We start from the raw sequence: 14401 nt of genomic DNA on the forward strand, positions 1-14401 counted from the left end.
GGCCGACGGCCACCTGGTGACAGGATGGGTCCGTGAGCTTCTACCGCGACACCGGAGTGGTGCTGCGGTGTCAGAAGCTCGGGGAGGCGGACCGCATCGTCACCCTGCTGACGCAGCGCCACGGCAAGGTGCGGGCCAGCGCCAAGGGCGTCCGCCGCACCACGTCGCGGTTCGGGGCGCGGCTGGAGCCGTTCGGGCACGTCGACCTGCAGCTGCACACCGGTCGGAGCCTCGACATCATCACGCAGGTCCAGACGATCGACGCGTTCAGCGGGGACCTCGTCGTCGACTACCCGCGCTACACCGCCGGCTGCGCGCTGCTCGAGACCGCCGACCGGCTCACCCCCGAGGAAGGGGAGCCCGCCCGCGAGCTGTTCCTGCTGCTCGTCGGTGCGCTGCGGGGGCTCGCGACCGGACGGCGCGACCCCCACCTGGTGCTCGACGCCTACCTGCTGCGCGCCATGGTCATCGCCGGGTACGCGCCGGCGATCACCGAGTGCGCCCGCTGCGGGACCGAGCCGGAGACGCCGCTCGACGCCCCGGAGGGCACCCACGGCTTCCACCACCGCTTCGCGGTGACGGCGGGAGGCGCGGTGTGCGACCGGTGCCGGCCCGGCGGCGCCGTCGTGCCGTCGTGGTGGACGTGGCGGCTGCTCGAGGCGCTGCGCGACGGCGACTGGGAGGCCGCCGAGCAGAGCCCGCCCGAGGCCCGGCGGGACGCCGCCGGGCTCGTCGCGGCGCACCTGCAGTGGCACCTGGAGCGCCGGCTGCGGTCGCTGCCGCTGGTCGACCGTCGAGGGGTGCCCCGGGTGGATCTCGAGGACGGGCTGCCCGATTCGAGCGAAGGTGCCCTTCGGTCGATAGAACCGGCCGAGGGCGCCCCTGGCCAGGACGGGGTTCCCCACCCCGATCCGAGCGAAGGTGCCCTTCGATCGATAGAACCGAGCGAAGGTGCCCTTCGCTCAGAACGACGAGCCCCCGACGACGCCGGAGTCGTACCGTGAGCCCCCTCCGTCAGCGCGCCGACCGCAACGGCACCAACCGCAACGGCACCAACCGCAACGGCACCAACCGCAACGGCACCGGTCGCTCCGGTCGCCCGCTCCGCGGCCCCGGCGACCCGACGATCATGCCGCCGACCCCGCACCCGTCGGGCGCCACGCCGCCGCCCATCCCGCCCGAGCTGGTCCCGAACCACGTCGCGCTGGTGATGGACGGCAACGGCCGCTGGGCGAACCAGCGCGGGCTGCCGCGGATCGAGGGGCACCGCCACGGCGAGGCGCAGCTCCTCGACGTCGTCCGCGGCTGCATCGACGTCGGCGTCAAGTGGATCAGCGCCTACGCATTCTCCACCGAGAACTGGCGCCGCAGCCCCGAGGAGGTCCGCTTCCTGCTCGGCTTCAACCGCGACGTGATCCGCCGCCGCCGCGACGAGATGCACGCCATGGGGGTGCGGGTGCGCTGGTCGGGGCAGCGCCCGCGGCTGTGGCGCAGCGTCATCAAGGAGCTCGAGATCGCCGAGGACCTGACGCGCGACAACGACGTTGTCACCCTCACCATGTGCGTGAACTACGGCGGGCGGGCCGAGATCGTCCAGGCAGCCCGGGAGCTCGCCCGACGAGCCGCCCGCGGCGAGATCGACCCTGAACGCATCGACGAGCGGGCGATCGCGCGCCACCTCGACGAGCCCGACATGCCCGACGTCGACCTGTTCGTGCGCAGCTCCGGGGAGCAGCGCACGTCGAACTTCCTGCTCTGGCAGTCTGCCTACGCCGAGATGGTCTTCCTCGACACGCTCTTCCCCGACTTCGACCGCCGCCACCTCTGGCAGGCCTGCGAGATCTACGCCTCCCGGGACCGCCGCTACGGCGGTGCCGCGGACACCCCCACCGACGCGCACGCCGAGGAGAGCCCGTGAGCCGCGAGGCCGCCACGACCGCATCGGTGCTCATCACCGCCCGGGAGGCGCTCGAGAAGTTCGTCGAGGTGCGTGTCGACGACGACGGGGCACTGTCGTTCCGGCACGGCGACGTTCCCTGCGCGGTGCAGGGCATCGAGCTGGTCGAGGGGCTGGCCGTGCTGTCGCTGACCTGCGTGGTCGCGTGGGACCTCACCGGCGACGACGTCCCGGGGCAGGTCGCCGAGCGGGCCGGACAGGGACTCTTCGGCACCCTGGGCGCGATCTCCACCGACGCCGGGTGGGATGTGACGCTGCGCTACGCGTTCCCGGCGGAGGGCCTGGCCGCGGACCCGCTCGGGACGCTGCTCATGCTCGTCGTCTCCACGGCCTCGCAGGTGCGGAACGACCTCGTCGGGTCCGGCTGACCGGCGCGGGCCGGGCGTCACGCCGCCCGGCAGGCGGCGCACACCCCGATGATCTCCACGGTGTGGTCGATCTCGGCGAAGCCGTGCTCGGCGGCCACCTTCTCGGCCCAGTGCTCGACGGCGGGTCCCTCCACCTCGACGGTGCGTCCGCAGCGGCGGCACACCAGGTGGTGGTGGTGGGTGTCCGAGCAGCGGCGGTAGGACGCCTCGCCGGCGGCGGTGCGCAGCACGTCGATCTCGCCGGCCTCGGCGAGCGCCTGCAGCGTGCGGTACACCGTGGTCAGGCCGATGCCCTCGCCGCGGCGGCGCAGCTCCTCGTGGATGTCCTGGGCGGAGCGGAAGTCGTCGAGCTGGTCGAGCAGGTCGCCGATGGCGGCCCGCTGGCGGGTGGCGCGCTGCCCCGGCACGACGGTCGGCCGTCCCGCGCCGTCGGTGTGACTCGCGCTCACGCGTCCTCCTCGGCATGCTCGACGGCGTCGACGACGATGTGGGCCAGGTGGTCGTCGACGAGGCGGTAGACGACCTCGCGGCCGCGCCGTTCGCCCCGCACCACCCCGGCGGCCTTGAGCACGCGCAGGTGCTGGCTGATCAGCGGCTGGGTGACGCCGAGGGCGTCGACCAGCTCGTGCACGCAGCGCGGCGACGAGCGCAGCTGCAGCACCACCGCGATCCGGACCGGCGCGGCGAGGGCCCGCAGCAGCTCCCCGGCGGCACTCAGCGTCTCCCCGGGCGGCGGGGCGGGGGCGTCCACGGGCGGGTGGTCCCCGGGGAGCTCATCAGAACCGGCGACCCCGGCACCGGGGTCCACGGTGGCGGGGTCCACGGTGGCGGGGTTCATCGCAGCGCCACCCCGATCGTCACCGCCACGAGCACGGCCAGCACCAGCGTCCGGGCCAGCCGCTCCGGCGGCGAGAGCCGCTGCCACGTCGTCGCGAGCAGGACCGCGACCCCGACGGCGAGCAGCGCCAGCAGCACCGTCCCGACCATCCCGCCGACGACGACCGCGACGACGAACACCGCGGCCACCACCAGGAACGCCAGCACCGGCGACACCCCGGCCAGCGGGCCCGACCCGGGCAGCAGCGGACGCCGCATGTCGCCCCGCCGGAAACCCCGGCGGGCACCCGCCCCGCCCGGGGACCCGCCGCCTCGCGTCGGCACCGTCGTCCACCGCCTCTCCACCGCGCCGGCCGGTCCGCCGGGCGCCGTCCACCAGTCTCCCACCTCCTCCCGATACTGACAGCCGGTGTCGATAAGGTCGGCGTCGTGCTGCTCGTGTGCCGGTTCGACGACGCCGGGGACGACTTCCTCGAGCGCGCCCGGCACCCCGTCGCGCTGCTCGCCGCGCAAGCCGGGTGCGAGCGGGTGGAGCTCGGCCGCGCCGTCGAGGAGCCGGGGCAGTGGGTCCTCGTCGCGGTGTTCGCCTCGCTCACCGACTACCGTCGTGCGCTGCAGCCCTTCGACGTCCGCGAGCACGTCGTGCCCTTCCTCTCCGCCGCCCGCACCGACGCCCCGGCGACCTTCGAGCGCCGGCTGCACGGCCCCGGCGACGACGGCGAGATCGTGGAGAGCCCCAGCATCCTGGGGTGACGAGGTCCGCTCGCTACGCTGGGTAGGCCAGACGACCAGCGAGTCCGGCGGGCGCGCGCCCGCCGTCGGGAGACAGAAGTGCCGACCCCCACCGGAAGCGCCCGCATCGAGACCGTGGTGAACCTGTGCAAGCGCCGCGGGTTCGTCTTCCCCTCGGGGGAGATCTACGGCGGTACCCGGTCGGCCTGGGACTACGGGCCCCTCGGCGTCGAGCTCAAGGACAACATCAAGCGCCAGTGGTGGCGCTCCATGGTGACGGCTCGCGACGACGTGGTCGGGCTCGATTCCAGCGTGATCCTGCCCAAGCAGGTGTGGGTCGCCTCGGGCCACGTGGACGTGTTCACCGACCCGCTCGTCGAGTGCACGAACTGCCACCGCCGCTTCCGCGCCGACCAGCTCGCCGAGGACTTCTCCGAGCGCACCGGCGGCCCGTCGCTGGAATCCACCGACGCCGAGGGCAACGTCGTCTACGACCTCTCGACGGTGCCGTGCCCGAACTGCGGCAACCGCGGCCAGTACACCCCCCCGCGCGAGTTCAACATGATGCTCAAGACCTATCTCGGGCCGGTGGAGTCCGAGGAGGGCCTGCACTACCTGCGCCCGGAGACCGCGCAGGGCATCTTCGTGAACTTCGCGAACGTCATGTCGACCGCCCGCAAGAAGCCGCCGTTCGGCATCGGCCAGATCGGCAAGAGCTTCCGCAACGAGATCACGCCCGGGAACTTCATCTTCCGCACGCGCGAGTTCGAACAGATGGAGATGGAGTACTTCGTCGAGCCCGGCTCGGACGAGCAGTGGCACCAGTACTGGATCGACGAGCGCACCCGCTGGTACACCGACCTGGGCATCTCCCGGGACAACCTGCGCCACTACGAGCACCCCAAGGAGAAGCTCTCCCACTACTCGAAGCGCACCGTCGACGTCGAGTACCGGTTCGAGTTCAACGCCGGGCAGGAATGGGGCGAGCTCGAGGGCATCGCGAACCGCACCGACTTCGACCTCACCACGCACTCGAACCACTCCGGGGTCGACCTGTCCTACTACGACCAGACCACCGACTCCCGGTACAAGCCCTACGTCATCGAGCCCGCGGCCGGCGTCGGGCGCCCGATGATGGCGTTCCTGCTCGAGGCCTACACCGAGGACGAGGCCCCGAACGCCAAGGGCGGGGTGGACAAGCGCACGGTGCTCAAGCTCGATCCGCGCCTCTCGCCGGTCAAGGCCGCGGTGCTGCCGCTGAGCCGCAACGCCGACCTCTCGCCGGTCGCGCGTGACGTGGCCAAGACGCTGCGACAACACTGGAACGTCGACTTCGACGACGCCGGGGCCATCGGCCGCCGCTACCGGCGCCAGGACGAGATCGGCACGCCGTTCTGCGTCACGGTCGACTTCGACTCGCTGAACGACCAGGCCGCCACGGTGCGCCACCGCGACGCCATGACCCAGGAGCGGGTGGCGCTCGACCAGCTCGAGGGCTACCTGGCGGCCCGGCTCATAGGTGCCTAGCGGCCCGTGAGCACTTTCAGGGGTTATCGCCCCGGAAAGTGCTCACGAGGCCGAATGCCACCTACTCAAGCGCGAGTACTCACCTCTTGAGCTAGAACGAGTACTCGTGCTTGAGTGGTGCCCATGAGCGGCGTCCGGCTGTACATCCTCGGGGCCCTCGCCGAGCTGGGGCCGATGCACGGCCACCAGATCCGGCGCGAGGCCCAGACCAACCGCACCGAGCTCTGGGCCGACGTCAAGGTCGGATCGCTCTACGCCGCCCTCGGTCGGATGGCGGACGAGGGCATCATCGAGGCCGTCCGGACCGAGCGGGCGGGCAGCATGCCGGCCCGCACCGTCTATGCGATCACCGACATCGGCCGCCAGGAGCTCGCCGTCCTGCGCGGCGACGCCCTGCGCGAGGTCCGGCTGCGCCCCGACCCCGTCGACCTGGCGCTGCAGTACAGCGCCGCCCTCGGCGTCGACGCACTCGTCGCCGCCTTCAGCAACCGCCGGGCCGCGCTGGCCGCCGAGCTCGAGTCGTGGCGGCACCTGCGCGCCGAGGCCGGGCCCCACATGCGCGGCACCGAGCCCCTCAGCTTCGACCACCTCACGATGCGCCTCGAGGCCGAGATCGCCTGGCACGACCACGTCCTCGCCGAGCTGCCCACCGCGCTCACCCCCGCTGACCAGGAGACCCTGTGATGACCGACCACCCCTTGCGCGTCCTGATCGTCGGTGCCGGGATCGGGGGCCTCGCCCTCGGTCAGGCCCTCGTCGCTGCGGGCGGTGTGGACGTCCGGATCGCCGAGCGCAACCCCGACGCCGCCGCCTGGCTCGACGGCTACCGCCTCAACATCAACCCCGACGGCTCGCGGGCCCTGCACCGGTGCCTCCCGACGCCGCTGTGGGAGGCCTTCGTGGCCACCTCCCCGACCCCACCGGGCGGCATCTCCTTCCGCACCGAGCAGCTGCGCGAGCTGTTCACCGTCACCCGGGAGGACATGATCCGCGGCTCCACCGATCCCGCCGACGGGCAGTACGGCGTCAGCCGGCGGGTCCTGCGGACGCTGCTGCTCACCGGCCTCGAGGACCGCATCCGGTTCGCTGCCGAGTTCGAGCGCTACACCGTGGCCGCCGACGGCACCGTCACCGCGCATTTCGCCGACGGCGCCGCCATCGCGGCGGACGTCCTCGTCGGCGCGGACGGCGCGAACTCCCGCGTCCGCCGCCAGTACCTGCCCCACGCCGAGCGGGTCCCGGCCGACGCCGGCGGGATCGGCGCCCGGCTCCCGCTCGACGACGGGACCCGCGCCTGGCTGCCCAGGCCGCTCACCGAGGGGATGACGCTGGTGATGCCGCCGTCGGGCCCCGCCTCGATGTTCACCTCGGCCTTCCCCGGCCGCGACGCGCTGACGGCGGCGATCTCCGACGGCGTCGGGCTCGACGGCCGCGGTCTCGACCAGGACACGCTGCTCGACCACAGCGACGACTACGTGCTGTGGAGCGTCATCGCCGACCCCCGTGTCCTCCCCGACGACGCCGCGGACGGTCGCGCCCTTCGCGACGCCGCCCTCGACCTGACACGGGGATGGAGCCCGGCCCTGCGCCGGCTCATCGCCGACTCCGATCCTGCCTCGACGGGGGTGATGCGGTTCCGGCACTCCACCCTCGTCGGCCCCTGGACCAGCACCATCGTCACCCTGCTCGGTGACGCGATCCACAACATGCCCCCGGTCGGCGGGCTCGGCGCGAACAGCGCCCTCCGCGACGCCGCCGCTCTCGCCGACCAGCTCCTCGCCGCCCGCGACGGCGCCCCCCTGGTGCCCGCGATCGCGACCTACGAGGCGCAGATGCGGGACTGGGGGTACGCGGCTGTGCGGCGGTCGCTCGCGAACTCCCGCCGGGCCACGTCGTCGAGCCCGGTGGCACGCCGGGCCGGACGGGCGGCCCTCCGGGTCCGCGGCGCCCTGCGACGCCGCCCCCGGCAGCCACGACACGCCACCGTTCGCGCCTAGCGGCGCACGAGGGCGTCAGCCCGACCGCCTACCCTGGAGCCCGTGAGTCAGCTGAGCGACGTCCTCGCCGGAGGAGACGATCCGGCTGCTCCGGTCAGCGTGGTGCGGGTCCTCGCACGGCACGGCTTCGGCACCGTCGAACCGGGCCAGCTGCTGGCCGCGCGCGGCACGCTGCTCGGCGAGGTCGTCACGGCCGGTGACCTGCTGCGCGGCGCGCTCGACGCCCCGGCGGCCGACCTCGCGCGCAGCGCGCTCTCCGCCCCGGGCACCACCGAGGCCCACGTGGCCGAGGACGACGCCGTGGCCGCCGGGCTCGCGTGCGCGGGCGGGGCCACCCTGCTCGCGCACCCGCTCGGCACCGACCCGGCCGGCGCGCTCGCGCAGGCCTTCGCCGCCGGCGTCCCCGCCGCGCTGGTCTCGACCGCCGACGGGGTCGCGGCCCTCGCCGTCGTCGGGACCGACCTCGACGAGGTCCATGGCTCGCTCGGCGACGCGGCGCTCGACGAGGCCGTCCTCGCGCACGTCCGCAGGCTGGCCCGCCGCGGCGCCACCACCACCGACCGTGCCGAGCTCGCGGGCACCGACGTGCTGGTCGACCTGTGGGTGCCGGTGCCCTCGCTGCTCGTCGTCGGGGCGGGCGCCATCGCCGACGCGCTCGAGGCCCAGGCCGGCGTCCTCGGCTGGGGCCACCGGCAGGTGTCGACCATCGAGGAGACCACGGCTGCCGTCGCGGCGTTCACCGACGCCGACGTACTGGTCCTGCTCGACCACGACCCCGGGTTCGACGAGGCCCTCCTCGCCGGACTGCGCGGCGGGCGCGGCTTCCTCGGCGCGCTCGGGTCGCGGCGCACCCAGGCCGCCCGCCGGGAGCGCCTGCTCACCGCCGGCGTCACCGAGGCCGACCTCGCGCGCATCCACGGCCCGGTCGGCCTCGACCTCGGCGCGCGCACCCCGGCCGAGACCGCGGTGTCGATCGTCGCCGAGGTCATCGCCGCCCGCAGCAACCGCGAACCCGCGGCGCTCTCGGTCGGGCGGGGGCAGATCGGCGCATGACCCGGAGCGGACCGGCCCCCACCCGGACCCACAGCCGCCCCCGTGCCGCGCTCACCTGGGCGCCCCGTGTCGTCGTCGGCGCGATCGTGGTCGGGCTGCTGCTCGTCGGCGGCACCGCGTTCCGGGTGTGGGAGCTCGGGCGCGTCGACGAGCGCGCCCCCGCCGACGTGATCCTGGTGCTGGGCGCCGCCCAGTACGACGGCCGGCCCTCCCCGGTGCTGCAGGCCCGGCTGGAGCACGCGCTCACGCTCTACCAGCAGGGCGTGGCGCCGCGGATCGTCACCGTCGGGGGGGCGGCCCAGGGCGACCAGTTCTCCGAGGCCGAGAGCGGCGACCGCTGGCTCACCGAGCACGGCGTCCCCAACCGCAACGTGCTCCCGATCGACGAGGGCCGCGACACCCTGGAGAGCTTCGAGGCCGTGGGCTCGGTCGCGGCCCAGCACGGCTGGACGTCCGCGGTGATCGTCTCCGACCCATGGCACTCGCTGCGGTCGCGCACGATGGCCCGCGACGTCGGGCTCGACGCCACCACCTCGCCCGCCAAGGGCGGCCCGGTGTCGCAGACCCGGCGCACGCAGTTCTTCTACATCGTCCGCGAGACCGCGGGGCTGCTCTACTACCACCTCGCCCACGCCTCGTCGGACTTCTCCGACCCGAGCCTGCAGTGACCACCGTCAGGCGAGACTCCCGCGAACGGTTCTTCCCCGAGGAGCCCAAGGGCGGCCGGGACCGGCGCTCGCCGTTCGCCCGCGACCGGGGCCGGGTGCTGCACTCCGCGGCGCTGCGCCGCCTGGCCGGCAAGACGCAGGTGGTCGGCCCGGGCGAGGACGCCGAGGTCACCGGCGTACCGCGGACCCGGCTGACCCACTCCCTCGAGGTCGCGCAGATCGGCCGTGGGATGGCCGAGGACCTGGGCCTGGACCCCGATGTCGTCGACACCGCCGGGCTCGCCCACGACATCGGGCACCCGCCGTTCGGGCACAACGGCGAGCACGCGCTCGACGAGGTCATGGCCGACGCCGGCGGATTCGAGGCCAACGCGCAGACGCTGCGGCTGCTCACCCGCCTCGAGCCCAAGACCCTCGACGACGAGCGCTGCCGCGGGCTCAACCTCACCCGCGCCACCCTCGACGCCTGCACCAAGTACCCCTGGCCCCGGGACGGGCGCGGCCCGGGCAAGTTCGGCGTCTACGACGACGACGCCGAGGTGTTCACCTGGGTGCGCGCCGGCGTCCCCGCGGAGCGCGCCCGGGTGCCGTGCCTCGAGGCCCAGACCATGGACTGGGCCGACGACGTGGCGTACTCGGTGCACGACGTCGAGGACGCCGTCCTCGCCGGCCGCATCGACCCCGCGCTGCTCGCCCGCCCCGACGACGGCCTCGTCGCGCTCGCCGCGGCCGCGTTCGGCGCCGCCACCGCGGACCTCCAGGGCGCGGCCGGGCGCCTCGCCGACCACCCGCCGCTGCGGACCGTCGCCCGCGAGGCCGGACGGCGCGGCGAGCCGGGGACGCTCGCCGCGCAGGTGGCGCTCAAGCGCCTGACCAGCGACCTCGTCGGCCGGTTCGTCTCGGCCGCGGTGGAGGCGACCCTCGACGTCACCGGGGACACGCCCGGTCCCGACGACGACCTCGTGGTGCCCGCGTGGGCGCGGGCGGAGGTGACGCTGCTCAAGGCGGCGGCCGTGCGCTGGGTGATGTCCGACCCGGTCCGGCTCGAGGCGCAGGCGCGGGAGCGGGCCCTGCTGACCGACCTGGTCGGACGGTTGCACGACGGCGCGCCGGGCGCGCTCGGCCCGGCCTTCCGCCCGGCGTGGGACGCTGCGGGGGATGCCGCCGCGAGGCTGCGGGTCGCCGTCGACCAGGTCGCGGTCCTCACCGACGCGCAGGCCCGCTCGTGGTCGGAGCGGCTCGCGTCGGACGGAGCCGGGCCGCGCCGGCTGGTACCGGGATGAGGTCAGGAGCGGCGGGGGGAGGACCGGTGACGGCCGGCGTGTCGGGGACCACCCAGGTGCCCGGGGCGGCCCGCCGCCCCGGGCACCCCGCCACCACCCGCGCCGCCGAGCTCACCGGCGACCTCGCGGGCCGCGCCCGGCGCCGTCCGGTGACGACGACCGCGGTCGTGCTCGGCCTCGCCGTCGTGCTCGACCTGGTGGTGATGTGGCAGCGGCGCTGGATGTCCGACGACGGGCTGATCTTCCTGCGGACCGTGCGGCAGATCCTCGCCGGGAACGGCCCGGTGTTCAACGTCGGCGAACGGGTGGAGACGAACACCTCGACGCTGTGGACCGTCGTGCTGCTCGGGCTGGCCTGGCTGCCGGTGCGGCTCGAGTACGCCTCGATCGGTGCCGGGATGGTGCTCTCGGCCGCCGCGCTGGGCCTCGCGCTCGACGGCGCCCGGAGGCTGACCGGGCTCGGGCGGGTCGTGGTGCCCGCGGGCGGGCTCGTCGTGCTCGCGATGCCGCCCTTCTGGGACTTCGGCACCTCGGGCCTCGAGACCGGGCTGGCGTTCTGGTGGCTGGCGTTCACCTGGTGGCTGCTCGTGCGGCGCTCCCAGCGCGAGCCCCGGCTCTTCGCGCCACGTGGGGCCCGCCGGCGGCCGGGGCCCGCGTGGCCGACCGCCCTCGTCGTCGGGCTCGGCCCGCTCGTGCGGCCCGACCTGGCGCTCGTCTCGGCCGCCGCCGGGCTCGCGCTCGCGGTGCTCGAGCAGCCCCGGGACCGCCGCGGGTGGCTGCGGGTGGTCGGGCTCGGCGCGCTCTGCGTCGCGCCGGCGGCCGGGTACGAGGTGTTCCGCGCCGGCTACTACGGCCTGCTGCTGCCCTCCACGGCGCTGGCGAAGGAGGCCGGGGTCGCGCTCTGGGCCCGCGGCTACTCGTACCTGCGCGACACCGTCACCACGTACTGGCTGCCGGTCGCGGCGCTGTTGCTGCTGGCGGCGGCGGCCGGGGTCGCGGGCCCGCGGCTGGCCCGCAGCGCGTGGTGGGCCCGGCAGCGGGGCCGGGCCGGGGACGGTGAGCCACCCGTGTCCGACGCGCCCGACCCATCGGTGCGCGCGACGCGGGCCTGGGACCGGGCCGGGACCGCGGCGGTCGCGCTCGCCCCCGTCGTCGGCGGGCTGGCGACGACGCTGTACGTGGTGCGCGTCGGCGGCGACTTCATGCACGCCCGGATGCTGCTCCCGTCGGTGTTCTGCCTGCTCCTGCCCGTGATGGCCCTGCCGGTGCGGCGCCGCACGGTGCTGCCGCTCGCGGCCCTGCTGGTGTGGGGGCTCGCCGTCGGGACCCACGCCCGGATCGGCTACGACGGCATCTCCGCGTCCGGCATCGCCGACGAGCGGGACTTCTACGTGCAGCTCCTCGGCACCCCCCACCCGTTGACGGCCGACGACTACCGCGGGCACCCCTACGTCGCCGGTGGCGCCAAGCTCATCGCCCAGAGCCCGGTGCCCGTCCTGGCCCTCCAGGCCCGCGGGAAGGGCCCGGCGGGCCCGGAGTGGGAGACGGTGCCGCTCGCGCCCGGGCAGCCCAGCGGGATGGTGTTCCTCAACCTCGGGGCGGCCGGCGCGCTCACCCCGCTCGACGTGCGGGTGACCGACACCGTCGGGCTCGCGGAGCCGCTCGCGGCCCACACGGTGATGGTCCCCGACGGCCGGGTGGGGCACGACAAGAACCTGCCCGCGGCCTGGTCCGTGGCCCGGGGCGGCGGCGTGGCGCCCGACGACCGGGCGGTGCGGTCCGACGACGTCGCGGCCGCGGCGCGGGCCCTGCGCTGTCCCGCCATCCGCGAGCTCGAGGACTCGGTGTCGGCCCCGCTGTCCTGGTCACGATTCCATGACAATCTCGTCGGCGCCCCAGCGCGGACCGCCTTGCGCTTCCCCCGCGACCCGGTGCTGGCCGAGGTCGCGTGCTCGCCGCTGGCCCGCTGACGTATTCCCGCTGTCCATCGAACGTGCACAATCGACCGCCCGGAGCGGGCTGATCACGACGAGTGGCGGTTCTCGACGCGGCGTCCGGTTGAACATCGATGCTCCGAACCGGTGCATTTCGCGAACGGTGGCGGCGTGATCACGCTGGGATGACCCTGCCGTCCGGACGCGGATCGTGCGCTTTCCGGCCAACGATCGCTGCGTTCTTCGGCTCGATCTACTCGGCGGTTGCCCGGCGGGGGTGACACCCGGACGCCTTGCACATGCCGACGTTCGGTGCAGCTGCACGGCGTGTCTGCAAGCGACACGAAGCAAGAACAGGCAGTCATGTCCAGCCCGGAGGAACGGTACCGCGCTGGGCTGAACGGGCCCGTTGCCGGTCACGGGGTGCGATCCTTACCGTTCCCCGGTCCACGACCCCGGGAGCAGTGAGGCATGGCTTTGGTCGCACACGGGTGGGCGGCACCTGCCGCCGTCGAGCCCGAGCGCGAATCCGTCCCGGAGCCGATCACCCGCTTCCTCGAGGGGCTGGCCGCCCTGCCGGGTGCGGAGTACGTCCTCGCGGTCGACGCCGGGGGCGAGCGGGTGCGCGGCGAGTGGGGCGGACCGCCCGGACCGGCGATGGCGGTGATCGACTGGGCGCGTCGCGTCGCGGAGGTGTCGCACGGGCGGCGCCACGAGCTGGAGGATCTCGTCCTGACGACGGACACGGCCTTCCACCTGGTCCGCCTCGTCGCGCCCCCCGCCGCCGACGACCAGCGCGACCCCGCGCCGCTCTGGGTGAGCGTGCGCGTCGACCGGTCGCGCGGCAACCTCGCGTGGTCGCGGCGGGCGCTGGCGGGCCTGGGGGCGCCGGGGACGGTGCCCGGCCCGCGGGCGATCACGGCGGGCCCGCAGTTGTCCACGCCGTCGCGCCCGTCCACGCCGTCGAGCCCGTCCACCCCGGCCGAGCCGTTCGCCCCGATCGGCACCCCGGGGTCGCGCCCGTCCACCCCGCCCGAGCCGTTCGCCCCGATCCGCACCCCGGCCGGCACCGTTCCGGCTCCGTCGTCGGGACCGGCCCGCTCCGTGCCCCCGACGGCGTCCCGGCCCGGGGCGTCGCTGCCCACGTCCGGGGCGTCCGCGGCGATGCCCACCGGCCCGTCCCGGCCGTCGCCCGCGGCGTCGTCGCCGGCGGGCCCGGAGCCGTTGGAGCCAGAGCCGATGGAGCCGGTCGAGCCCTCGTCCGGCCGGGCCTGGTTCACGCCCTTCTCCTCGGCGACCGGATCGTCCTCGCCCGCCCCGGAGCGGCCGGCCCGGCGACCCTCGGCGCCGTCGTCGTGGTTCTCGCCGACTTCGGGGTCCGGGGCCTCGTCCGACTCCTCGTCCCGCGGACCGGCTCGACCCGACAGCCCGGCGGCGGGCCCGGCCACCGGCGGGTTCCCCGCGGCCATGCCGGCGCCCGCCGGCAGCGTCGACGCCCGGCCCGCCGACGTGCCGGCGCCGCGGCGCGACGACCGGGATGCCGCGGCCGACCCGGGCCGGGGGTCCGGGCCGTCCGAGCGGCCGCAGCGCGAGCGCGGGGGAGTGGGGCCCGAGGCGCGCCGCTCGGACCCCGTGGACGCCGACCCGGACCGCGGCACCGCCGACTCGCCGTCGTCGCGGCGTCTGCCCCTGACGGTGCGGCAGGCGACCTGGTGGTCCGGGCGCGGCGAGCGGGCGGACATGGCCGAGCTGGGGCCGCCCACGGGGCCCAACCTGGTCGTGCCGGCGCCCGACCTCCCGGCGGCGCGCACCTCGACCGAGGACCGGCCCGCGCCCGCGGTCCCGGCCCCGCGGTTGCCGGGCAGCCTGTTCGCGTCCGTCGTCGTCGTGCCCCCGCCGCCGTCCCCGGTGCCGGAGGACGACGGGGGTCAGGACAGACGACGTAGTCCGTCGATCAGCCGTCTCAGCACCGAGGGCTCTGCGGTGAACGCCGCGGTACCTGCCACGGCGGCCGCAGGGCGGACCGTCGGGGCGTTTCGAGGGGT

General features: G+C 75.2%; 13 protein-coding genes and 2 pseudogenes. 12 read left to right on the forward strand and 3 right to left on the reverse strand.

Annotation, left to right across the window (positions count from 1 at the left end):
- Positions 1–32: 32 nt before the first annotated feature.
- From recO to VGH76_RS13120, 3 genes and pseudogenes are all read left to right on the forward strand, one after another.
- Positions 33–896, forward strand: a pseudogene (gene recO, locus VGH76_RS13110) (DNA repair protein RecO); the annotation flags it as partial.
- Between the two features lie 233 nt (positions 897–1129).
- The gene (locus tag VGH76_RS13115; protein ID WP_331557134.1) at positions 1130–1918 is read left to right on the forward strand and encodes an isoprenyl transferase; all 789 of its coding nucleotides are present in this window, start codon (positions 1130–1132) and stop codon (positions 1916–1918) included.
- The gene (locus VGH76_RS13120) at positions 1915–2325 is read left to right on the forward strand and encodes a hypothetical protein (protein ID WP_331557121.1); all 411 of its coding nucleotides are present in this window, start codon (positions 1915–1917) and stop codon (positions 2323–2325) included. The genes VGH76_RS13115 and VGH76_RS13120 overlap by 4 nt, the downstream gene beginning before the upstream one ends.
- A gap of 17 nt (positions 2326–2342) precedes the next feature.
- On the opposite strand, the gene VGH76_RS13125 is transcribed toward VGH76_RS13120, so the two are convergent.
- The 3 genes from VGH76_RS13125 to VGH76_RS13135 are packed head-to-tail and all read right to left on the reverse strand — an operon-like array spanning position 2343 to position 3549.
- A complete protein-coding gene (locus tag VGH76_RS13125) occupies positions 2343–2774 on the reverse strand; it encodes a Fur family transcriptional regulator (RefSeq protein ID WP_331557122.1) in 432 nt (143 codons plus the stop codon).
- A complete protein-coding gene (locus VGH76_RS13130; RefSeq protein ID WP_331557123.1) occupies positions 2771–3163 on the reverse strand; it encodes a metalloregulator ArsR/SmtB family transcription factor in 393 nt (130 codons plus the stop codon). Before VGH76_RS13130 ends, VGH76_RS13125 begins: the two co-directional genes overlap by 4 nt.
- Positions 3160–3549, reverse strand: a complete 390-nt coding sequence (locus VGH76_RS13135; RefSeq protein ID WP_331557124.1) for a DUF6703 family protein — start codon at positions 3547–3549, stop codon at positions 3160–3162. Before VGH76_RS13135 ends, VGH76_RS13130 begins: the two co-directional genes overlap by 4 nt.
- 42 nt (positions 3550–3591) lie before the next feature.
- Between VGH76_RS13135 and VGH76_RS13140 the strand changes: the two genes are divergently transcribed.
- The 9 genes and pseudogenes from VGH76_RS13140 to VGH76_RS13180 form a co-directional block, all read left to right on the forward strand.
- Positions 3592–3915 carry an antibiotic biosynthesis monooxygenase family protein gene (locus VGH76_RS13140; protein WP_331557125.1) on the forward strand — a complete coding sequence of 108 codons (324 nt, stop codon included), beginning with the start codon at positions 3592–3594 and terminating at the stop codon, positions 3913–3915.
- A 78-nt stretch (positions 3916–3993) separates the two neighbouring features.
- Complete coding sequence (locus tag VGH76_RS13145; RefSeq protein ID WP_331557126.1) at positions 3994–5421, forward strand: glycine--tRNA ligase; 1428 nt, start codon at positions 3994–3996, stop codon at positions 5419–5421.
- 123 nt (positions 5422–5544) lie between these two features.
- On the forward strand, positions 5545–6105 hold the full coding sequence (locus VGH76_RS13150; protein WP_331557127.1) for a PadR family transcriptional regulator: 561 nt from the start codon (positions 5545–5547) through the stop codon (positions 6103–6105).
- The gene (locus VGH76_RS13155; RefSeq protein ID WP_331557128.1) at positions 6105–7418 is read left to right on the forward strand and encodes an FAD-dependent oxidoreductase; all 1314 of its coding nucleotides are present in this window, start codon (positions 6105–6107) and stop codon (positions 7416–7418) included. Before VGH76_RS13150 ends, VGH76_RS13155 begins: the two co-directional genes overlap by 1 nt.
- A 42-nt stretch (positions 7419–7460) precedes the next feature.
- Entirely contained in the window at positions 7461–8471 is a 1011-nt protein-coding gene (locus tag VGH76_RS13160; protein WP_331557129.1) for an XdhC family protein, read from the forward strand.
- A complete protein-coding gene (locus VGH76_RS13165) occupies positions 8468–9139 on the forward strand; it encodes a YdcF family protein (RefSeq protein WP_331557130.1) in 672 nt (223 codons plus the stop codon). The genes VGH76_RS13160 and VGH76_RS13165 overlap by 4 nt, the downstream gene beginning before the upstream one ends.
- Positions 9136–10422 carry a deoxyguanosinetriphosphate triphosphohydrolase gene (locus tag VGH76_RS13170; protein ID WP_331557131.1) on the forward strand — a complete coding sequence of 429 codons (1287 nt, stop codon included), beginning with the start codon at positions 9136–9138 and terminating at the stop codon, positions 10420–10422. Before VGH76_RS13165 ends, VGH76_RS13170 begins: the two co-directional genes overlap by 4 nt.
- Positions 10423–10448: 26 nt before the next feature.
- Positions 10449–12392 (forward strand): hypothetical protein, encoded by a 1944-nt coding sequence (locus VGH76_RS13175; RefSeq protein ID WP_331557132.1) that lies wholly within the window; start codon positions 10449–10451, stop codon positions 12390–12392.
- Between the two features lie 435 nt (positions 12393–12827).
- Positions 12828–14401, forward strand: a pseudogene (locus tag VGH76_RS13180) (hypothetical protein); the annotation flags it as partial.

Origin of the sequence: Actinomycetospora sp. (assembly GCF_036497585.1) — a bacterium.
GTDB lineage: Bacteria > Actinomycetota > Actinomycetes > Mycobacteriales > Pseudonocardiaceae > Actinomycetospora.